Here is a 21,767-nt window from a genome sequence, read left to right as displayed (position 1 = left end):
TTGGCCCGGATGTTCGCCGTGGCACCGGTGCCACTGGACCTGGCCGCGGAGCGCGTGCCGCGGGGAAAACTCGTCCGCGTCAGCACCAATCCGTCCGCGTCCCGGCTACGCATTACCGATGTCCCGCCGTCCCCTGCCGGAAGATCGCCACGTGAACCGAACCGCGCCCCTTGGGGCGTCGCCCGCGCCGGAGCCCGATCTCCAGGAGCTCATGGGCCGGACCGCCAAGGGCAGCCAGGAGGCATTCGCCGCCGTGTACGACCGGGTGGCCGGGCCGGTCTTCGGAGTGGTGCGCAGCGTGCTGCGTGACCACGCGCAGTCCGAGGAGGTGGCCCAGGAGGTCCTGATCGAGGTGTGGCGCAGCGCAGCCCGCTACCGTCCCGACCGCGGTACGGCCATGAACTGGGTGCTCACGCTCGCCCACCGGCGTGCCGTCGACCGGGTCCGATCGGTCGAGGCCTCCGCCGCCAGGGAGCGGCAGGCCGCCTTCCTGGAGCGCACCCCCGAGTTCGACGAGGTGACCGAGCAGGTGGAGCACCGCCTCGAACGCGAACAGGTACGCCGCTGTCTGGGCGGCCTCACGGAGCTCCAGCGCCAGTCCGTGACGCTGGCCTACTACCGCGGCCTCACGTACCGGGAAGTGGCCGAGCTGCTCGCGCTGCCTCTCGGCACGGTCAAGACGCGCCTGCGGGACGGTCTGATCCGCCTGCGTGACTGCCTGGGGGTGAACGCATGACGAACGCCGATGTCCACACGCTGACCGGTGCCTATGTGCTCCACGCGCTGTCCGAGGACGAGCGGGCTGTGTTCGAGCGCCACCTCGGGGCCTGCGAGGCATGCCCTCAGGAAGTCGCTGAACTGACGGCGACGGCAGGCAGGTTGGGCCTCGCCGCCAGTGAGAGTCCGCCGCCCCAGCTCAAGGTCCGGGTGATGGGACGGATCCCCCATGTCCGCCAGGAGTCCCCGCTCCCGAAGCCCCCCTCGCGGGGCGGCGGTAACCCGGCGTGGGGCCGCCGCGCGTCGCGCTGGGCACTCGCCGCGTGCCTGGTGGCCGCCGCCGGTCTCGGCGGGGTCGCGGTGTGGCAGCACGAGGAGGCACGGGACGCGCGGGCCGTGGCTGGTGCGGAGCAACGGCGGTCGGCGGAGCTCGCGGCAGTCCTGGGGGCGCCCGACGCCAAGGCCGACACCGCGCGTCTCGGAAACGGCGCGAGCGCCACGGTGGTCGTCTCCAAGAGCCGTGACAAGGCGGCGTTCGTGTCGTCCGGGCTGGCCACGCCGCCGTCCGGCAAGGTCTACCAACTGTGGTTCGCCGACGGTGACACGATGCGTCCGGCCGGCCTGCTCGACCCCGCCTCGCGGGCGCAGGCCGTTCTCCTGGACGGACCCGTCGACCAGGCGTCCGGCATGGGCATCACCGTCGAACCGGCGGGTGGATCTCCCAGGCCCACCTCCGCGCCGGTGGCCCTGATGGACTTCCCTGCCTGAGCGTCCATGGCACCGGTGAGGCACGGACGTGCCTCGCCGGAGGGCCTATTCCAGTTTCTTGAACATGTGGACGTCCTCGGCGCCGCCCGGGATTCCCAGGGTCCGGCCGGTCTCGGCGTATCCGTGGCGCTGGTAGAACTCCGGTGCCTGGAAGGTGAAGGACGATACGCAGGCACGGTCGCAGCCCCGCCGGCGTGCTTCCTCCTCCGCTGCCAGGAGGATCTTCGATCCCCACCCGTCCCCGCGGCTCTTCTCACGGATCCAGAGCCTCTCGATGCCGAGCAGCCCACCCCACGTCCAGCCGGAAAGGCCCCCGAGCAGCTCACCGGTGTCGTCGACCACCTTCACCGACAGCGAACTCTGATCTGCGGCAGTGGTTCCGGTGGCGGGGAAGTTGACCTCGTCCAAGCCTTGGGACAAGCGTTCGTCGAGCTCGGAGTCGCGCTGCCCGACGCTCAGGGCCTCACCGGTCTGATCATGTGCCATGCGGGGGAGTGTGACACAGGCGCCGACCGACGAGCCCGGCGGCCGCTCGGGTGAAAGGCCGACCGCCTCGTCGGGGGCGTGGCAGGCATGACCTGCCCGCAGCCCGGACCCCTTCGGCGACCCCGGTTGACCCGTCGCGGGTCGTCATGACGGCTGTCTGGTGTCCGCCGACGGCTACTGAATGACAATGACCACACGTAAGGGGAAGGCAGCCAGGGCGCCGCGGCCCGGAGATCGCGAACTCCGCACCGGTGTACCGCCGTTGGTGGTCGCGCGGCAGGATGAAACGATCTCTCGCATGGCACTACAGAACGAAGCGCAGACCATCGAGGAACGAGGTGAGGGTCTCGTCGACGCCGCGCTCGCGCGTGACGAGGACACCGCCTGTCGTCACACCGACTTCTTTGTGCTCGGCCGCCGGGTCGACGAGGGAATTCCCTACTGGGAGCGGGCGGTCGAGGCGGGCGACGCCTTCTCGGCGTACACCCTCGCCCGCTACCGGAAGATCCGTGGTGACCGCCGGGAGGCCGAGAGGCTCTACCGTCTCGCCGCCGACCGGCACTCGGGCTGCGCGTACGGTCTCGCCGTGCTGCTCAAGGAGAACGGCGATCCGGAGGCCGCCACATGGTTCCGGGCGGGCTGGGACATGGGGCGTCTCGACTGCAAGATCGAACTGGGTAAGCTCCTCGCGGCCGAGGGAAAGCTCGACGAGGCGGCCGAGTTCCTGATGAAGGGTGTCGACATCGGGGACATCGCCGTCTTCCGGTGGGTGCAGCTCTTCGAGCACCTGCGCGAGACCTTCGACCGGGTTGCCGATGCCCTCGATGCGGCGGAGGACGCCGAGGACGGCGAGGCCGCGGGCGAGGCGGTGGAACCGCTGGAGGAACTGGGCGGCGAGTTCAAGGACTTTCCCGGGCTGACCAACGAGGCCGGAAACCACTTCCGCAGAGCCGGACACCTCAGTCCGGTGGCTCTCGTGGAGCACGCGATCTTCCTGGAGCGGTACCACACCGACGACCGGTGGCCCGAGGTCCGTGAACTCCTTCTGCGCTCGCACGCCGAGGGGTACGACGGCGCGGCCTTCGTCCTGGGCCTGTTCCACGAGGAGCGCGGCGATCTCGCCCAGGCGGAGCGCTGGTATGCCCTCGCCGCCGACGCGGGGCACCGCGCCGCGCGGGTGAGGCTCTCCGACCTGTTCCGGCGTCTGCGCCGCCTCGACGAGGCGGAGGCCCGGCTGAGGGAGGTCGATCCGGACGACGAGGTCGTCCCCGACCGGCTCGCCAGGATCGCCCAGCTCCGCGCGGAGGGCGAGGTATCGCCCGAGCAGGATCTGCGCCGGCTCCCGGAACTGCGTGAGCGGGCCGAAGCGGGGGACGTCCAGGCTTCGTACGCGTACGGGAAGATGCTCTACGAGTGGGGCGGGGCGGCGGCACGCTGGATGCTCCCCTGGCACGAACCCGCGGCGCTGGCGGGCGACATGGCGGCGGCGGCCGACCTCAGGTGGCTCTACGACGACCTGGGCGAGCCCGTGCGCCGCGACCACTGGAAGCGGATCGCGGCGGAGGCCGGGGACCACGACGCCTGCGGTGCCATGGCCCGGCTCTCCGACCACCACAAGGACTACCAGGAGGCCGAGCGGTGGTACGTCCGCGCGGCCGCCGACAACAGCGCGCTGAGCGCGCTGCTGGCGGGCAAGGCCATCGCCCAGCGCGGCGGGTACGAGGAAGCCGAGCCGTACCTGCGCAAGGCCTGGGAAGAGGGCCGGGACGAGGTGTTCGGCACCGAGACGGCCGGCTACTACGGCCTCGTACTCAACCGGACCGGGCGCCACGCGGAAGCGGTCGACCTGCTGCGCGTGGCCGCCGAGCGGTGGTGGGAGGACGTCAGGTCCCGATACGACGCGGATGATCTGGACGTGCTGTCCCGGATGCTGGACCCGCAGGAAGAGCTGGAAGCCGCCGAGCAGGCGCCGGCCGCGCCCTGAGCCGACACGAGGCCCTGCCGGGCGGGTTCGCCACCGGCCGGCAGGGCGAGCCGGGCCCGCGCCTACTGTTCCTGGCCTTCCACCAGCCGTCCGACAGCCCTTTCGAGTACGGAGATCCGGTCGGCGAGGGCCGCCGCGTCGGACTCGTCCGTGCCCTCCCTTTCGCGCAGCGTGATCTGCAACTGGGCCAGCTGACGTTCCACGTCGGCAAGACGGTGCTGTTCCTCGGGGGGCGTCGTGGGCACGTCGACCGCCAGAAGGCGCGTCAACTGCTCCGCTTGATCGGCGAGTTGGCGGTTCTTTCGATGCAGTTCGAGGAAGACGTTGACCTTGGTCCGCAACAGCCAGGGGTCGAACGGCTTGATCAGGAAGTCCGCCGCGCCGACCGTGTAGCCGCGATACGCGTAGTTCGGGTCGACCGCGGCCCCGGTCAGCAGAATGATCGGGATGTCCTTGGTCTGGTCGAGCCCCTTGATGTTGGCGGCGGTCTCGAAGCCGTTCATGCCCGGCATCAGTACGTCGATGAGCGCGACGGCGAACTCCTGCCGCAGCATCGCCTTGAGCGCCGCCTCGCCCGAGTGCGCGCGGACCACGCGGGCGAGTGAGCCGAGCACGGCTTCGAGTGCGACCAGGTTCTCCTCCATGTCGTCCACGATGAGGATGCTGGAGGTGTCCGCCGCCGCTCCCTGCGGCGCCGTCATGGCGCCCGCCCCTGGCTGTCGTCACCGGACGCGTCCGGGGGCGGTTGCGAAGAGGTCTGTGGTTCGAGCAGCCGGCAGATCACCGACAGCAGCCGGTCGACGTCCACCGGCTTGGGGATGTAGTCGTTCGCGCCGCTCTCGATGGCCTTTTCGCGGTCGCCGGGCATGGCCTTGGCGGTGAGCGCGATGACCGGCAGATTCGCGAAACGGGGTGTGCGCCGCATCGCCGCGATCATCTCGTAACCGTCCATCTCGGGCATCATGATGTCCATCAGGACCAGGGACACATCAGGTGTCCGGTCGAGGACCTCCAGGCCCTCGCGGCCGTTCTCGGCGTACTTGACGGTGATTCCGACGCGCCCCAGCACATGGGTGAGCGCGAAGACGTTCCGGATGTCGTCGTCGACGATCAGGATGCGGCGGTTGGCCAGCACCCCAGCGGCGCCGCCGGTCAGCCAGTCCTTGAGCCGGGTCGTCTCCGGCCAGCTCGTGTGTTCGTCCATGATGTCGGCGAGGTCGTCGGCGGTCCGGGTTCCCGTGCGCGGCACGGACGCCGGGTCGGTGAACACGTCGAGTTCCGCGGGGGTTGTCGCGCGGGCCTTGAGCGGGACGGCCGGTCGGTCCGGTCCGGTGACGGCCGGCATCGAGCCGTCTGTGGGGAGGAGTTCCAGCGCGCGGGATGTGTAGTGCACGGGGACGTAGAGGGTGAAGGTGGAACCGACGCCCGGCTCGCTCTCGGCCGTGATCCTGCCGCCGAGCAGGGCCGCCATGTCCCGGCTGATGGAGAGGCCGAGACCGGTGCCTCCGTACTTGCGGTTGGTGGCGCCGTCGGACTGCTGGAACGCCTCGAAGATCCCGTTGAGCATCTCCGGCTGGATGCCGATTCCGGTGTCCTTGACGGCGAGGGCGATGATCTCGTCCGCGTCGCGCAGTGTCTCCTCCTCGAAGTCCGCGGGCGTCGCGCGTTCGACGCGCAGTTCCACCCCGCCGGACGAGGTGAACTTCACCGCGTTCGACAGGAGGTTGCGCAGGATCTGCTGGAGGCGCTGCTCGTCGGAGTAGAGCTCGCGGGGGACGTTCTCGCCGACGGTGATGTCGAAGGACAGGCCGCGGTCCCCGGAGAGCGGCTGGAACGTGGCCCGTACGTAGTCGAGCAGTTTGTCCAGCGGCAGCGTCTTGGGGTGAACGTCCATCCGGCCCGCCTCGATCTTCGACAGGTCGAGGATGTCGTTGATCAGTTGCAGCAGGTCGGAGCCCGCCTGGTGGATGGTGACGGCGAACTCCACCTCCTCCGAGGAGAGCCGGCCGGAGGGATTGTCGGCGAGAAGCCGGGACAGCACGAGGAGAGAGTTGAGAGGCGTGCGCAACTCGTGCGACATGTTCGCCAGGAACTCGGACTTGTACTGGGAGGACGTGGCCAGCAGCGCCGCCTTCTCCTCCAGTTCGGCGTTGGTGGTCTGCAACTCGTCGGAGCGCTGGCGCAGTTCGGCGGTGAGGCGCTGCGATTCGGAAAGGAGCGACTCGGTACGGGAGTTGGCGATGATGGTGTTGATGGAAACGCCGATGGTGTTCACGAACTGGTCGACGAAGGCGAGGTGGACCTCGCTGAAGCGACTGAACGAGGCGAGCTCGATGACGCCGAGCACCCGGTCCTCGAAAAGGATCGGCAGGATGACGACGCTGGCCGGCGGCGCGGCGCCGAGGCCGGAGCTGATGGTGATGTAGTCCGCGGGGACCGCGTCGACGAGGATCCGCCGCTTCTCGGCGACGGCCTGGGAGATGAGACCCCAGCCGGGCGCGCCGAGGCTGAGCCGGGGGCGTGGCCTGTGGCCTTCTTCCTGGCCGGTGCCGTAACCGGCCAGGAGCTCGAGGTTCTCTCCGGGTTCCGCGGCGGCCTCGGCCAGGAAGAACGCACCGTACTGGGCGTTCACCAGCGGGGTCAGCTCGCGGAGGATCAGGTCGGCGACCTCGACCAGGTCGCGGTGCCCCTGCATGAGCCCGGCGATACGGGCCAGGTTGGACTCCAGCCAGTCCTTGGCGCGGGTCGTCTCACGGAGGTTCGCCACCATGAGGTTGATGTTGTCCTTCAGCGTGGCGACCTCGCCCTGGGCCTCCACCGAGATGGAGCCCGACATGTCGCCCTGCGTGACCGCGCTGGCGACCTCGGCGATCGCGCGCACCTGGGTGGTGAGGTTCAGAGCCAGCTCGTTCACGCTGGTCGTCAGGCGCTTCCACGTCCCGTAGACGCCTTCCACACGGGCCTGGCCGCCCAGCTGCCCCTCGGAGCCGACCTCGCGGGCCACACGCGTGACCTCGGAGGCGAACGCGGACAGGGTGTCGACCATGGTGTTGATCGTGGTCTTGAGCTCCAGGATCTCGCCGCGGGCGTCGACGTCGATCTTCTTCGACAGGTCGCCGCGCGCGACGGCGGTGGCGACCTGGGCGATGTTGCGGACCTGCGAGGTCAGGTTGTCGGCCATGAAGTTGACGTTGTCCGTGAGGTTCTCCCAGACCCCGGAGGCGCCGTGGACCTGGGCGCGGCCGCCGAGCCGTCCCTCGGTGCCGACCTCACGGGCCACACGGGTCACCTCGTCCGCGAACGCCCTCAGCTGCTGGACCATCGTGTTGACGGTGTCCTTCAGCTCCAGGATCTCGCCGCGGGCGTCGACGTCGATCTTCTTCGACAGGTCTCCGTTGGCGACGGCGGTGGTGACCAGGGCGATGTTGCGGACCTGGGAGGTGAGGTTGCGCGCCATGAAGTTCACGTTGTCGGTGAGGTCCTTCCAGACCCCGGACGCGCCCCTGACCTGGGCCTGACCACCCAGGTTGCCCTCGGTGCCCACCTCGCGGGCCACCCGGGTGACCTCGTCGGCGAAGGCGGACAGCTGGTCGACCATCGTGTTGATCGTCGACTTCAGCTCGAGAATCTCTCCCTTGGCCTCCACGGTGATCGTCTTCCCGAGGTCGCCCTCGGCGACGGCGGTGGCGACCTGGGCGATGTTGCGGACCTGGGAAGTCAGGTTGTCGGCCATGAAGTTGACGCTGTCGGTGAGGTCCTTCCAGACCCCGGACACGCCCCTGACCTGGGCGCGGCCGCCGAGCTGGCCTTCGGTGCCGACCTCGCGGGCCACCCGGGTGACCTCGTCGGCGAACGCCCGCAGCTGGTCCACCATCGTGTTGACGGTGAGCTTCAGCTCCAGCAGCTCGCCGGTGGCCTCGACGGTCACCTGCTGTGTCAGGTCGCCGCGGGCCACGGCGGTCGTCACCACCGCGATGTCCCGCACCTGCGCCGTCAGTCGCGACGCCATCGTGTTGACCGCCTCGGTCACGTGGAGCCAGTCGCCGGACAGCCCCTGCGCCTTCGCACGACCCCCCAGACGTCCCTCGGTACCGACCTCGCGGGCGACCCGGGTCACCTCTCCGGTGAACAGGGAGAGCTGGTCCACCATGCGGTTCACGCCGATGCCCAGGCGGCGCAGGTCGCCGCGGAGCTGGCGGCTTCCGTCGTGCAGATCGACGTGCTGGGTCAGATCGCCGTCCGCGACGGCGTCGAGGACGCGGGTGGCCTTGGCGACGGGCCCCACCAGCGCCTCGATCGCCGTGTTGGCGGCCTCCACGTTCGTCGTCCAGGTGCCCGAGCCCGGACTCGCCGAGATGCGCTCGTCCAGCCGGCCGCGCCGGATGATCTCGTGCCGGACGCGCTGGAGCTCCGTGGCGAGGTGCGCGTTCCGCGCGGTGATCTGACTGAGGACAGCGCTCATCTCCGCGACGACCGGGTCTCGCGGGGCGGCCTCGCCATCATCCGGCGAACCGTCCGCGCACGCCGTGAAGTCACCGTCGCGGAGGTCCTTCAGCGCGGCCAGAAGCGGGCGCAGCTCACTCGCACGGACCCACTGTCCGGAGTCCGCCGTGGTACGGCCGGCCGCGTCGGGCCGGGTTGTGTCCGTGGTCATGAACCACCCTCCGCCCGGAGTTCGTCATGCACACCAGCGGCCTGTTTACTCATGTTTGTCATATTATAAGGGGCGCGAAAATACTTCTCCCGCCGCTGTTGGCGCACACAGGGGGCGTCGTGATCCCGTTGCCCGCACACTCGGCAGATTTCGTGTGCAGCAAGGAGTTGCCGGCGAACCAGCTCGCGTCCGCACAGGCGCGAAGATTCGTGCGTGCGGTGCTCACGGGCCGGATGTCGGCCACCGCGACGCCTCCCGGCCAGGACCCGATCCCCGCTCCCGGAACGGTCCCGCAGGGGCTCGTGGACAACGCCGTTCTGCTGGTCAGCGAGCTGGTCACCAACGCCGTCGTGTACGCCGGCACCGACATCGACGTCGTCTGCCGCCTGGAGCGGCACCCGAATGCCGCAGTGGCCGTCGTCGTGGAGGTCGCGGACCGTCACCCCTCCAGAGGCGTTCGCGGCGCGGCGGACGCCCGGCACGGTGAGCCCGGCTACGGCCTCCAGCTGGTGAGCGCGCTCTCCCAGGCCTGGGGCGTGACCTACCGTCGGTCGGAGAAGCGGGTGTGGTTCCGGCTGGAGTCCTCGTCGGCGGAGGCGGGTCCCCAGGACGAGGCCCCACCCGCCCCTGCCGGCGAGACCGCCGCACCCGGGACCGTGCGGGCCGCACACAGTGACGTGAGGCCGCGGGAACCCCTGGCGCGCAGTCATGGCTACGCCGCCGAATGGGTCGACCGCAGCGGCCCGTCGTTCCTCGCCGAGACCAGTGAGCTCCTGGCCGGGCAGCTCGACCAGGGCATGGTCGCCGCGCTCGCGGCCCAGCTGCTCGTGCCCCGGCTCGCGGACTGGTGCGGCATCTGGCTGCGGACCCAGGGGCGGGGCCTGCAGCTCTCCCGGGTCTGGCACGTCGACGAACGGCGCATCGTGCCGCTGCGAGACGAGCTGGAGCGGATGCCGCCGTCCGCCGGAATCCGTGCCGGGGGCACGCCCTGGCCCTGGCCGGAGAGCGCCGGGGCCGACCGCGCCGGCGGGTCGGCGTTCGCCTTCCCGCTCACGGTCCGTGACACCGACGTGGGGGTACTCCTGCTGGGCCGGACAGGCCAGCTGCAGATGACCGACGCGGTGGTGCGGATGGTGGACGACGTGGCCCGGCGCGTCGCGCAGGCCGTGTACACCGCCCGCCAGTACGCGCGACAGACGTCCATCAGCGTCGCCCTCCAGCGCAGGCAGCTGCCGACGACCCTGGCCCGCATCGCGGGGATCGACAGCGCGATCGTCTACGAGCCGCACGGCGAGGGGCAGACCGTCGGCGGCGACTTCTACGACATCTTCCCGAAGGGCGAGGGCCGCTGGTGCTTCTTGCTCGGCGACGTGCAGGGGAAGGACCCGGAGGCGATGTCCGTCACGGGCCTGGCCCGTCACCTGGTGCGGCTCCTGGCGCGCGAGGGCCACGGCGTCGAATCGGTGCTCGACCGGCTGAACACCGCCATGGCGGAGGACAGCGCCGAAGCGCTCACGGCCGACGGGGAGCAGGCAGCCACCCGCTTCCTCAGCCTGCTGTACGGGGAGCTGGCCGTCGAACCGGGCGTGGCGGGAGCGCGCTGCCGGGTCGCCAGCGCCGGCCACCCCCTGCCCCTCCACCTGTTCACCGACGGCCGGGTGGAGCCGGCCTGCGAACCCCGGATGCTGCTCGGCATCGACGAGGGCGCCGAATTCCGGGCGACCGCCTTCGATCTCGCGCCCGGCGAAACGCTGCTGTGTGTGACCGACGGCGTCACCGAACGTCGCCGCGGCAACTGGCAGTTGGACGACAACGACGGCCTCGCGGACGTGCTCCGCCAGGGCATGGGCCTGGGCGCCAAGGCGCTCGCGGAGCATGTACGGCGAGCGGCACACGACTTCGGAACGGGCCCGGTCGAGGACGACCTGTCCGTACTGGTGCTCCAGGCGCCGACGGACGACGCGCCCACGGGCCACGCTCAGCGGCCGCCACCTCGCGCCTGACGTCGGGGTTCGGGCCGCTCCGCCATGATTCACGCAAGTCGAGGACGGGGTTCCCCTTCCCTCGACAGATGTAGGGACCATACTGGTCGAGCCCCCGATCACCCACAGAACGATTCCATGGCCAAGAACAGCAGCTCCTCGACCATCGCCCCCGATACCGCGTGGCTGGGGCGCGGGCGCCATCTCGGGCCCGAGCCCGAGCAGGACGTCCGGCGCAACCTGATCGCCCTCAAGGCGGCCGGGGTGCTCGACGACTTCCTGGACCTCGACCCCGTCGAGGCGGCCCGCTCCACCACCCTGCACCCTCGGGACGGATCCGCCGACCCCGGCCCCGCGGCCCGCCGCCTCTTCGAAGCCCGCTGGCACGTGGCCGACGATGTCACCGTGCGCGCACAGCTGACGACGTACGACCCCGAGGCCCGCCGCAAGGAGGGCGAGGGCGTCACCTGGGTCCTCGCCGCCGAGGCGGAACGGGCGTGGGACGCGCTCTGGCCCTCGCCCGCCACCATGTTCTGGCCCGACAGCGACCGGGTCGACTGGGACCACGACACGGTGCCCGGCGTGCGCCTGCGGGCGGCGAACCATCTGCCCAAGGACGACGACGAGCTGCGCCACCGGCTGCGCGACTGCACCCGCAACAGCTGGTACATCCATGTCGTGGTGCACGAGGCGATGACGCCCGACGCGATGGGGCAGAAGCCGGTCTCGGCGTTCCTTCCGCCGAGTCTGCGGCACCGGGTGGTCGAGCACCGGGGCACGCCGGACCAGGCGCAGATCGCCGACTTCGCGATGAAGCGGGAGCTGAGCGTGCGGATGCCGCGCGGTGGCGCCGTCGTCCTGCCCGCGGTGCCGCCCGTCCCGGGTTACGAGGCGGAGCGCCTCACGGTGCGCAGCGTCTTCCTGGACGGTTCCGAGCCGACCGAACTCCTCGACAGGATCAAGGAGTTCGCCGCGCTGCCGAGGCCGCTGCCCGCCGACGCCGAGCGGGCCCTGACGCGGCTGCGCCAGGGCTGGCACCTGCTCACACCGGACGAGGAGCTGGTCCACGCCCAAGGCATGGTCGCCAGGTACGCCGAGGCGCTGGAGGCCATGACGAAGTCCTGTGACCTGTACCGGGAGGCGGCCGAGGCGGCGCAGGCCGCGCTGGCGGAGGCGACCGGCGGCGCGGGTGTGCCGCGGCCGGCCGATCCGGGTTCGGTCAGACTGGACGGTTCTCCCCTGACCGCCCTCACGAAGGCGTTCGGCCGCTTCCGGGGTCCGAACAAGTAGCCCGAACGATGAGAGGGTGCCGACGTCCTGGAGGTGACGGCCGGGCAGTGGTCCGGCCAGTCGGCTGATCATGCGGGCGTCGATGCCGACCAAGCGGCTCTTGAAGCCGATCACTCCTGAGGATGCCGGTGGCCGTCGCCGGTGCGATCTTGCTGAGGGGCGACCGATGACTTTCGGCCGCCCCGGGAGTCAGTACTCCCCGACAGGCACCAGATCCGTCCGGAGGCACCATGTCCACCACCGAAAACGCCCTGCCGTCCGTCGTCGACGCGGCCACCTGGCACAAGGAGCTGGCGGCGCTGCGTGTCCGGGAGAAGGCCGTCACCCGGGAGCTCGACGCCGTCGCCGCCCAGCGCCGTCGGCTGCCGATGGTCGAGATGCCCGACTACGTGCTGGAGGGAGAGAACGGCCCGGTCCGCCTCGCGGAGATCTTCGGAGACCGCCCGCAGCTGATCGTCTACCACCACATGTGGTTCGAGGACGCGCAGTGGCAGTGCAGCGGCTGCACCGGCTTCACGACCCAGTTCACCCGGCTCATGGGCCTGGAGAAGTTCGACGCCAGGTTCGTGATCGTCACCCAGGGCCTGATCGGCGAGGCGCTCGCCTACAAACGCAAGGTCGGGAACGAGATGACGTGGTACTCGACGGCGAACAGCTCGTTCGGCAGCGACGTAGGCGCCCCGCCCAACGCCGGATTCGGGGTCAACGTGTTTCTGCGCGACGGCGACAAGGTGTACCGGACCTGGCACACCGACGGCCGCGGCGTCGAGCAGTTGAGCTATCTGTTCGGCCTGGTCGACCTGCTGCCGTACGGCCGCCAGGAGGAGTGGCAGGACTCGCCGGAGGGCTGGCCGCAGCAGCCGACGGGCAGTCGGTGGGCGCAGTCGCAGGAGATCGCGGCGGCTTACGGCGGGAACGGCTGACCGCGCCCGACCATGGCGTCCCTGCGTGCGCTCGGCCGATGCCCGTACCGCCGGCCGCGCGGATGTCGGCGCCGGCGGCCGGGGAGCCGTCGACATCACCGGTGGTCATGCGCGCGGATCCGTCGGTCAGTTCGTCACGTCGTCGCTGGCTCGGGGCCTTGCGTGCGGATCAGGCCGGACCAAATCCCCGGCGTTCCCCGCGTCGTGAACGACGTGGGGGCGGGTGCGCGGCGGTCTTTGCACTTGGGATAGCGTCCTCTCACTCCGGACAAGTGAGAGGAACGTTGTGCAGGTTCAGGTACGTGGGCGGCGGAGTGCCGGCTGGTGGATCACGTTCGGGGTCATCGCGTTCGGGACGCTGTTCTTCGTCATCGGGGCGATCGTGGGAGGGGTGTCGATCTCGTTCGTGACGGGTGCGGAGCGCGCCGAGGGGACCGTGGTGTCCCTGGAGTGGCAGGGCGGCAGCGTCAGTTCGAGCAGCAAGTCGCGGCAGAGCAGCGGGCCCACGGCACATCCGGTCGTCGAGTTCACGCCGTCGGGCGGTGCGCCGACGACGTTCCGGAGCTCCATGGGCTCCAACCCCCCGGCGTACGAGGAGGGCGAGAGGGTCGAGGTCCTGTACCGCGCCGACGACCCCGAGGACGCCAAGATCAACGGGTTTGTCTCGCTGTGGCTGATTCCGCTGATCTTCTGCGGGATCGGGCTGCTGATCGCGGGCATCGGTACGGCCATTGCGATCGTGACGCGGCGGCGCTCCCGCCTGGCCCGCGGCGGATCCGGGCTCGCGGTTCCTGCGGTCGGCTGACAGCCCGGTGCGACGGTTGATGGGCACCCTACGATGAGGACGTCGTACTGACGCCGCGTCGTAGGGTGAGGTCATGGGCAAGAACGAGAAGGCCTCCGGCCCGTCGATGGACAGCGAACTCACCGCCCAGACACTCGAACGCGCCGCACGCGAACTGCTGGAACGGGACGGCGTCCTCGGCGGGTTGAACCTCCGGGAAGTGGCCGATCACGCCGGGGTCAACCGCGGGTTGGTGTATCACTACTTCGGCTCCCGCCGGGACCTCTTGCGCTCGGCGCTGCGCCGCAACGTGCGGGAGCGCATCGCCGCCATCCGCCTCCAGGACGGCCCCACGCCCTTCGCCGAACGGGTCCGGCACGTACTGAAGAGCAGCATCCGGTACGCCTCGGCGTTCCGGCTCGCGATGCTTCTGCTCCTCGACGGAGATACGCAGTTGAGGCTGATGCCCGATCTGGAACGCACCCAGGAGCTGTTCCGGCGGGATCGCGAGGAGGGCTTGATCGACGATGATGTCGACCTCGTCGCCCTGCACGCCACACTCCAGTCCCTCACGGTCGGCTACGTCCTGAACCGCTCACGTCTGGCCAAGGAGTTCGGCGTAGGCGTGCGGGAGCTCGACGACCGGGTCGTGGCCCTCGCCGAACGACTCGGCACCGCCGTGGACGGTCCCTCGCGGGACTCGTACGGTAACTCCGCCAACTCCTCCAAGGGCTGAGTCGGCCGACCCTGCGGCGAGAGTCTGTGCAGGTCAACCACCCAATATCCGTCCGTGGCAAGCCTGTCCGGGTTTAGCGTTTCGCTAAAGAGGTGCCTCGCCCACCGTTGACGGAACGCTAAAGGGACGGTTTCATCGTCACGCCGGGACATACCAAGCGGTATGCGCGGATCCCTCGAAGGGCCGGGAGGCGAGTGACGATGACGGCGCCGGAGTTGGTCGGAAGATCCGACGTGCGTGACACAGCACCGACCATGGCGAGCAGCATGCGCGGCTGGGCGGTCACCGCGATGCTGATCGCCCTGATGGTGATCAATTTCGCGGACAAGGCGGTGCTCGGACTGGCCGCGACGCCGATCAGGAAGGAGTTCGGTCTCACCGCGGGCGAGTACGGCGCGATCGCCAGCGCCTTCTACCTGTTGTTCAGCCTGTCGGCCGTGATCGTCGGCTTCGTCTCCAACCGTGTGAGAACCACATGGATCATGGCGGCCCTGGCGGTGCTGTGGTCGCTGACCGCGCTGCCGGTGCTGCTGGCCGCCAGTGTTCCCGCTCTCTACGTCAGCCGCATCGCGCTCGGCGCCGCGGAGGGGCCGACCGCGCCGATGGCGGTGCACGCGGTGCAGAAGTGGTTCCCGGAGCGCTCCCGGTCGGTTCCGACGGCGCTGATCAACATGGGCGGAGCGCTCGGTCTGGCGATCGCCGCGCCGACGCTGGTGTACTTCATCGGCAACCACGGCTGGCGCTCGGCCTTCGCCGTCCTGGCGGTGGCGGGGCTCGTGTGGGTCGTCCTGTGGGCGTTCGTCGGACGCGAGGGCCCGCTGGACACGTACGACGCGGCACTCCACGGCGCGGTCGGCCCTGACGCACGGGCCGAGCCACACGTCTCGTACCGCCGTCTCTTCCTCAACGGCACCTGGTTCGGGACGCTGACCGCGGGGATCGGGGCCTACTGGGCCCTGGCCCTCTCCGTGGCCTGGCTGCCCACCTACCTGGAGGACTCTCTCGGATACACCGCGGCAGAGGCCGGCAGGCTCGTGGTCGTCCCGAACATCGCCGGCGCGGCCGCGTTGCTGGCCGCCCCCTGGATCACGGGCCGTTGGATGCGCCGTGGAGCGACCGGGCGCATCGCCCGCGGCGTCACCGGCGGGCTGCTGGTGATCACCGCCGGCGCGTGCATGCTCGCCCTGCCCTTCGCGGGTGGGAGCGTCGCCGTCCTCCTGATGACCCTCTCCTTCGGTCTGCCCACCGCGGTCTTCCCGCTGAACTACCTCATCGGGGCGCAGGTCGTACCCGTCCGACGGCGGGGCTCCGTACTGTCCACCAGCACTGCCCTCGTCACCCTCGCCGGCGTCGTGGCCCCGGCCGTCACCGGGCGGATCATCGATGCCGCGCCGTCGGCGACCGCCGGCTTCGAGGTCGCCTTCACCCTGTGTGCCGGGCTGCTGATCGTCGGCGGGCTCGTCGGCTTGCTGACCGTCAACCCTGAACGCGAGGCCCGCAGCTTCGGACTGACCGGCTGAATCCCCAGGTCAAGCAAAGGAGTCACTCGATGTCGCACCCGCTCGACGCACTCTTCTTTCCCCGCACGATCGGCGTGATCGGCCTGTCCAGGCGGCCGGGCACCTGGGGCCGCCGCGTCGTGGACGTGCTGAAGTCCGGCGGTTACGAGGGCGAGATCCATGCCGTCGAGCCGCGCGAGCCCGATGAGGACCTGCCCACCATCGACGACCTGGTGAGCGAGGGGCATCTCCTGGACGTGCTCGTCGTCGCCGTACCGGCCGACTCCGCCGTGGACGTGGTGGAGCGGGCCAGGCGCGGCGGTGTGAGGGGGGTGGTCCTGTTCACGGCGGGCTTCGCCGAGAACGGGGACCGCGGGCGTGAACTGCAGGAGCGGCTGCGGGCCGCGGCAGGAGACATGCCGCTGCTCGGACCGAACTGCCTCGGCCTGGTGAGCAGGCCCGCCGCGGCCCACGTGACCCCGAGCGCATACGTGGAACGCCCGGCCCCGCCGCCCGGACCGCTGGCCGTCGTCACACAGAGCGGCGCGATGGGATTCGTGCTGGCGGCCCTCCTCAACCAGCGCGGCGCCGCGTACTCCTACTACGCGAGCGTCGGCAACGAGGCCTGCCTGAGCCTCACCGACGTCGGCTCCTACCTCCTGGAGCGGCCCGATGTGCGGGTCCTCGGACTGTACGTCGAGCAGGTGCGGGACCCTGCCGCACTGGCCGGGCTCGGCCGTCGCGCAGCCGAACTGGGCAAGCGCGTCATCGTCCTCAAGTCCGGTGTCAGCGAGGCCGGCGGCCGCGCCACGCTCTCGCACACGGCGGCGGTCGCGGGTGACCCCCTGCACTTCAGGGCGCTGTGCCGGGACTCCGGGATCGACATGGCCGAGGACGACGAGACGTTCGCCGACCTGATGACGGCGATGCAAAGGCCGGTCGCGTTGCCCTCGCGCCCCCGGTTCGCGGTGCTGTCCATGTCCGGTGGCGCAGGGGCCGTGATCGCCGACCGGCTCGCCGCCCTGGGCGCGGAGGTCCCCGAACTGGGACCGAGCACGCGGGCCGCCGTGGAGGCACTGGAACTGTCGGGTATCGCCGCGAGCGACAACCCGATCGACCTGGGCGGGCAGTTCTACCGGAACACGGAGTCGTTCGGTGAACTGCTCAAGATCCTCGACCAGGACCCCGCCCTCGACGGCATCATCTGCTACTTCACCTTCGGCGACCAGTACCCGGAGATCTTCCGGCAACTCGCCGTGACGGTTGCGGATTTGGAGACACCCGGGTGGCTTGTCTGGGCGTGTCCTCCCGACGGTGCGTTGGCCGGAACGCCCTCCGGAGTGGTCCACGCAAGCATCGCAAGCCTGATGCGAGCACTCCCCGCAGTCATACGTGCCCCTGAACCGGAACCCGTCGATCAGGGCGCCGCGGCGGTCGCGAGGGCGGCTGCCGCGAGAGTGGCGTCCCGCCTGCCTCTCGGGCCCGGCGTGGTGACGGAAGTCCTCGCGAGCGGGATCCTCGGGGAGCTGGGAGTGCCGTACGTGGAGTCGGTGGGCGTCGATGATGCCGCGACCGTGGCACCGGCGGCCGTGAGTCCCCGGCCGCACGTGGGTCGGCCCTACGTGGTCAAGATCGACTCCCCGGACGCCCCGCACCGCGCCCGGCTGGGACTCGTACGCCTGGAAGTCCCGGTGGAAGACCTGGCCGACGTGGCTGCCACTCTGCTGAAGAGGGCCGCTGAGCTGGGCCTGCGCGACGCCCAGGCAGTGGTGCAACCCCAGCTCGCCCACCGCGGCGAACTGGCGGTGGGAGCCGTCCGCGACCTGCACTACGGGCCGGCCGTCATCGTCGGACCCGGCGGTGATCGCGCGGAGGACGCGAGCGCGACGAGGCACGTCATCCGGCTCCCCGCGAGGCCGGGAGCCGTGCACCAGGTGGCGGCGATGCTGGCCACCGCCCACCCAGGGCTCGAACCCACCTCGTTCGCCCAGGTGTTGTCGCTGGTGTGCGAGCTCGTCACCCAGGCGCCCCGCGTGGCCGAACTCGACATCAACCCGCTGCTCGTCAGCCTGGACGGCACCCCGGTCGCCGTCGACTCGCTCATCGTGCTGACGGCCGATTCCGCACAAGAACCCGCGTGACGCTGCGCGACGCACAGCTCCCTGCCGCGATCAGAAAGGGAACGACCATGAGCGCAAACACCATCCAGAAGGCAAACATGTCGAATGACACGGCCAAATTCGCCGAACGCGCGACCGACGCCTTCACGATTGCCGTCGAGGCATTCGTGTGGGGGTATCCACTGGTCCTGATGGAGCGGACCAAGCAGCTCTTCACTCAGCGGAGCAGCCGGGTCGGCTCACCCGTCAACCAGTTCCGCCACCGCGCCAAACTGGCGACCCCGCGTGATCGCGAAATCGTCAAGCCCAACAACGACACCCTCTACTCCACGGCCTGGCTGGACCTGTCCCAGGGGCCGGTGATCCTGGAGGTTCCAGAGGTCGACGGGCGGTATTACAGTTTTCAGTTCCTGGACGCCTACACCAACACCTGGGCCTATGTGGGCAGTCGCACGACGGGCACGAAAGCCGGCCGCCATCTCGTCGTCGGGCCCGGCTGGAGCGGGCAGGCTTCCGACCGTCCCGGCGTCCCCGTCCTGACGGCTCCGACCGACACGGTGTGGCTGCTCGGACGCACGATCGTCGACGGTGAGGACGATCTCGGGGCGGCGTCGGACGTCATGGCGCAGTACGGGCTCACGCCGGTCGGCGAGAGCGACCGAGCGCAGCGGTGGTCGACGGGGCCGGCGCACTCGCCCCACGACATCGGTGCCGCGGGCATCGCGTTCTTCGACGAGCTGGGTGCCGCGCTCGCACTCAACCCGCCGCCGACTTCGGAATCCGGTCTCCTGGAGCGATTTGCCTCGGTCGGGATCGGCCCGCACCACCGGCCCGGCCAGAATTCCACCGGCGTGACCAGGCTCGCTCTCGAGCAGGCGGTCCACTTCGGCGACCGTCTCCTGGAATGCAGGGAATCGAGGCGGGGCGGGGAGGACGGGGACAAGGGGAGCGGATGGTCCTACGACCTCGATATCGGCACCTACGGCCAGAATTACCTTCTCCGCGCGATCATCGCCCGCCACGGACTCGGCGCGCTCACCGCGGAGGAAGCCGTCTACGCCAGTACCCGCCTGGACGCGGACGGAATCCGGCTCACCGGCGACAACACCTACCGGCTTCACTTCGACGCCGACCGGCTTCCGCCCGTGGACGCGTTCTGGTCGCTCACGGTCTACGACGAGGAGAACTTCCTCGTCGAGAACGACATCAACAGGTACGCGCTCGGCGACAGGACGCCCGGCCTCGCGTACGGAAGCGACGGATCGCTGGACATTCTCGTCCAGCACACAGAGCCCGCCGACGGCCCCTCGAACTGGCTGCCCGCACCGGCCGGGAGGTTCGAACTCACCCTCCGCTTCTACGAGCCCCGTCAGGAGATGTTGGAGGGCACATACGCCCTGCCGCCCATCCGGCGTTGCTGAAGACACGCCCTGAACTCCCACGACCGGCCGCACACTTGAGGAGCTTCGTTCATGCTGACCACGAATGCCGAGACCAACCCCCTGCTGGGGCAGCGGGAGGTGCAGACCGTAGCGCCGGGGGTGTTCACCATCGGACTGCAGGGCAACAGTCTCGCCGTGGAGACGGAACACGGTCTCCTCGTCGTCGACGCCGGGCCCGCCCCGCAGCTCGTCCGCCCCGCACTCGACCGGCTGCGCAAGCACACCGTCAAGCCGGTCCGGTGGATCGTCTACAGCCACGGACACCTGGGCTACAACTACGGGGTGCCCGGCTTCCTGGAGGCCGCCGAGGAACGCGGTGAGACCCGCCCGACAGTGATCGCCCACGAGAACGTCGTACGCCGATACCGCCGTTACCTGGAGACCGCGGGCCTGCAGAACCACTTGAACGCGCGCCAGTTCCGCAGGCCCCTCGAGGACTTTCCGACCGCGCCCCCGCTGACCTTCCCCGACCAGACCTACGCCGAGTCGCTCACCCTCGGCGGCACGGGCCGCACCGTCAGGCTGTTGTGGTCACCGTCGGAGACCGACGACGTCACCGCGGTGTGGCTGCCCGGGGAACGGATCCTCTACGCGAGCGCGGCCGTGATCAACGGCATCCCCAACATCGGGACCCCGATGCGCACGCTGCGCGACACCGTGCGCTGGGCGGACACCCTCGACAAGCTGGCCGCGCTCGACCCGGCGATCGTCATCCCGGAGTTCGGTCCGGTCATCCGCGACGGCGCCGTCGAGCAACTGACCTCCACCGCGGCCGCGTTGCGCTGGCTGCGCGGCGCGGTGGTCGAGCGGCTCAACCAGGGCATGACCGTCGACGACGTGGTGCACGACATCGACTATCCGGCCGACCTGTTCGACGTGCCCTGGATGGCGGAGAACTACGGTCATCGCGACTTCGTCGTGCGCGACATCGCACGATCGGAATCCGGATGGTGGGACGGCAACCCCACCCACCTGCACCCCTGCCGGCCCGCGGTCGCAGCGGGCGTACGGGCCGAGGCCATCACCGACAAGCAGGCGGTGCTCGACCACGCGGTCCGCCTCCGCGACGAAGGCCGGGTGCAAGAGGCTCTTCACGTCATCGACCTGCTCGCGACGGCTCCCGGCGACGAGGCCCACGTCGTCCTGGCACGCAAGCTCAAGTCCGACCTGTGCGCGCTGCGCAAGGAAGAAGCCACCAGTTACGTGTCGCGGAGCTGCTACGGGTCCGCCGACTGAGCGGAGCGGATGCCTCCCCGCCTCCGGCCCGAGCCGGAGCCGCCTTGCCCGAGCCGGAGCTGAGCCGCCCTGACCCGGCCGACCGTCTACTGACCCGGCCGGGTCGTTCCACCTTCGCAGAGCCTGAGCCGAATGAGGCTCTGGGCCGTGTCGATGACGGTGGTCGCCGTGTCGCGGGGCGCCCAGCCGAGCACCGTGCGGGCCTTCTCGGTGCGGAGCACGGGAATGCGGCCCAACTGCCGGACACTGTCCTGCAGCGCGGGATTGCCGACAGCGGCCTCGCGCACTTCGTCGGGGGTCAGTTCACGGGTCGGGGCGAGCGCCGCCGCCTCGCCGAGGTGCTCGCGGAGGATCCGGGCCAGCTGGAGGAGGCTGACGGCGGGGCCGTCGGAGGCGAGGAACCGTTCGCCGGCGGCGGCCGGGTGGGTCAGCGCCCGGACATGCAGGTCCGCCACGTCACGCACGTCGACCACACCGAAGTACACCGGCGGCACGACGGGCATCGAGCCGTCCAGCATCGCCTTGACCAGCCCGACGGACGCGGACGGATTCGGGCCGAGAAGCGGCCCGAAGATTCCGCTCGGGTTGATCACCGAGAGTTCGAGTCCGCCGCCCTCGGTCTCGACGAAGTCCCATGCCGCCCGTTCCGCGAGAGCCTTGGACCGGACGTAGGGGGTGTTGTCGTCCGCGGGGTCGGTCCAGTCCGTCTCGTCGTAGTCGTCGCCGGACTCTCGGCTGTAGCCCACAGCGGCGAACGACGACGTCAGCACCGTGCGCTTCACTCCCGCGTCCCGCGCCGCCCGCAGGACACGGAGGGCACCGTCGCGAGCGGGGACGATGAGCTCGTCGGGATCGTCCGGCTGCGCGGGCGGGAACGGCGACGCGACGTGCGCGACATATGTGCATCCGTCGACGGCGTCGGCCCAGCCCGCGTCGTCGGTCAGATCCGCCTGTGCGAACTCCAGCCCCCCGGAACGCGCGCTCACCATGGCCCGCACCTCGTCGGCCCGACCCGGCGAACGGACGGTCGTGCGGACCCGGAAGCCCTCGTCGAGCAACTGTTTGATCACATGCGACCCCACATGGCCACTGCCGCCTGTCACCAGAACGAGATCGTCGTTCATGCCGTACGCCCGCCTTTCCCTC

16 protein-coding genes are annotated in these 21,767 nt (G+C 70.2%); 12 read left to right on the top strand and 4 right to left on the bottom strand.

Features of this window, described 5'->3' with window-relative positions; all coding sequences use genetic code 11:
- Nucleotides 1–118 precede the first annotated feature (118 nt).
- Both ACFC96_RS34525 and ACFC96_RS34520 read left to right on the top strand, forming a co-directional pair.
- Nucleotides 119–736: a sigma-70 family RNA polymerase sigma factor gene (locus tag ACFC96_RS34525; protein ID WP_376615912.1), complete on the top strand. Its 618-nt coding sequence runs from the start codon at nt 119–121 to the stop codon at nt 734–736.
- Entirely contained in the window at nt 733–1,485 is a 753-nt protein-coding gene (locus ACFC96_RS34520) for an anti-sigma factor domain-containing protein (protein ID WP_376615910.1), read from the top strand. The genes ACFC96_RS34525 and ACFC96_RS34520 overlap by 4 nt, the downstream gene beginning before the upstream one ends.
- A gap of 45 nt (nt 1,486–1,530) precedes the next feature.
- Here the strand turns inward: ACFC96_RS34520 and ACFC96_RS34515 are convergent, their stop codons facing one another.
- Nucleotides 1,531–1,971, bottom strand: coding sequence for a GNAT family N-acetyltransferase (locus tag ACFC96_RS34515; protein WP_376615908.1), 441 nt, complete (start codon nt 1,969–1,971; stop codon nt 1,531–1,533).
- Nucleotides 1,972–2,269: 298 nt separating this feature from the next.
- Here ACFC96_RS34515 and ACFC96_RS34510 point away from each other — a divergent pair, with 298 nt between their 5' ends.
- Entirely contained in the window at nt 2,270–3,955 is a 1,686-nt protein-coding gene (locus tag ACFC96_RS34510; protein ID WP_376615906.1) for a sel1 repeat family protein, read from the top strand.
- 62 nt (nt 3,956–4,017) lie between these two features.
- On the opposite strand, the gene ACFC96_RS34505 is transcribed toward ACFC96_RS34510, so the two are convergent.
- Both ACFC96_RS34505 and ACFC96_RS34500 read right to left on the bottom strand, forming a co-directional pair.
- The gene (locus ACFC96_RS34505) at nt 4,018–4,656 is read right to left on the bottom strand and encodes a response regulator (RefSeq protein ID WP_340456963.1); all 639 of its coding nucleotides are present in this window, start codon (nt 4,654–4,656) and stop codon (nt 4,018–4,020) included.
- Nucleotides 4,653–8,609, bottom strand: a complete 3,957-nt coding sequence (locus ACFC96_RS34500) for a HAMP domain-containing protein (RefSeq protein WP_376615904.1) — start codon at nt 8,607–8,609, stop codon at nt 4,653–4,655. The genes ACFC96_RS34505 and ACFC96_RS34500 overlap by 4 nt, the downstream gene beginning before the upstream one ends.
- 119 nt (nt 8,610–8,728) lie before the next feature.
- On the opposite strand from ACFC96_RS34500, the gene ACFC96_RS34495 reads away from it, so the two are divergent.
- The 9 genes from ACFC96_RS34495 to ACFC96_RS34455 all read left to right on the top strand — a co-directional run bounded on the left by ACFC96_RS34495 (nt 8,729) and on the right by ACFC96_RS34455 (nt 20,621).
- Nucleotides 8,729–10,612 carry a SpoIIE family protein phosphatase gene (locus ACFC96_RS34495; protein WP_376261148.1) on the top strand — a complete coding sequence of 628 codons (1,884 nt, stop codon included), beginning with the start codon at nt 8,729–8,731 and terminating at the stop codon, nt 10,610–10,612.
- A gap of 117 nt (nt 10,613–10,729) precedes the next feature.
- Nucleotides 10,730–11,881, top strand: coding sequence for a hypothetical protein (locus ACFC96_RS34490; RefSeq protein ID WP_376615902.1), 1,152 nt, complete (start codon nt 10,730–10,732; stop codon nt 11,879–11,881).
- 230 nt (nt 11,882–12,111) lie between these two features.
- On the top strand, nt 12,112–12,804 hold the full coding sequence (locus ACFC96_RS34485) for a DUF899 family protein (RefSeq protein ID WP_376615900.1): 693 nt from the start codon (nt 12,112–12,114) through the stop codon (nt 12,802–12,804).
- 286 nt (nt 12,805–13,090) lie between these two features.
- Nucleotides 13,091–13,609 (top strand): DUF3592 domain-containing protein, encoded by a 519-nt coding sequence (locus ACFC96_RS34480; protein ID WP_376261154.1) that lies wholly within the window; start codon nt 13,091–13,093, stop codon nt 13,607–13,609.
- Between the two features lie 73 nt (nt 13,610–13,682).
- A complete protein-coding gene (locus ACFC96_RS34475; RefSeq protein ID WP_376615898.1) occupies nt 13,683–14,324 on the top strand; it encodes a TetR/AcrR family transcriptional regulator in 642 nt (213 codons plus the stop codon).
- Between the two features lie 233 nt (nt 14,325–14,557).
- Complete coding sequence (locus tag ACFC96_RS34470) at nt 14,558–15,844, top strand: MFS transporter (RefSeq protein WP_376615896.1); 1,287 nt, start codon at nt 14,558–14,560, stop codon at nt 15,842–15,844.
- A 29-nt stretch (nt 15,845–15,873) separates the two neighbouring features.
- Entirely contained in the window at nt 15,874–17,964 is a 2,091-nt protein-coding gene (locus ACFC96_RS34465; RefSeq protein ID WP_376615894.1) for an acetate--CoA ligase family protein, read from the top strand.
- A 47-nt stretch (nt 17,965–18,011) separates the two neighbouring features.
- Nucleotides 18,012–19,364 carry a DUF1254 domain-containing protein gene (locus ACFC96_RS34460; RefSeq protein ID WP_376615892.1) on the top strand — a complete coding sequence of 451 codons (1,353 nt, stop codon included), beginning with the start codon at nt 18,012–18,014 and terminating at the stop codon, nt 19,362–19,364.
- Between the two features lie 51 nt (nt 19,365–19,415).
- Nucleotides 19,416–20,621, top strand: coding sequence for an alkyl sulfatase dimerization domain-containing protein (locus ACFC96_RS34455; protein ID WP_376615890.1), 1,206 nt, complete (start codon nt 19,416–19,418; stop codon nt 20,619–20,621).
- 86 nt (nt 20,622–20,707) lie between these two features.
- Here ACFC96_RS34455 and ACFC96_RS34450 read toward each other — a convergent pair whose 3' ends face one another.
- The gene (locus tag ACFC96_RS34450) at nt 20,708–21,745 is read right to left on the bottom strand and encodes an SDR family oxidoreductase (protein WP_376615888.1); all 1,038 of its coding nucleotides are present in this window, start codon (nt 21,743–21,745) and stop codon (nt 20,708–20,710) included.
- Nucleotides 21,746–21,767 lie beyond the last annotated feature (22 nt).

This window comes from Streptomyces sp. NPDC055955, assembly GCF_042270245.1.
Lineage (GTDB): Bacteria > Actinomycetota > Actinomycetes > Streptomycetales > Streptomycetaceae > Streptomyces.
The sequence above is the reverse complement of the archived record's forward strand: the minus strand, read 5'-3'. Positions and strand labels throughout refer to the sequence as shown.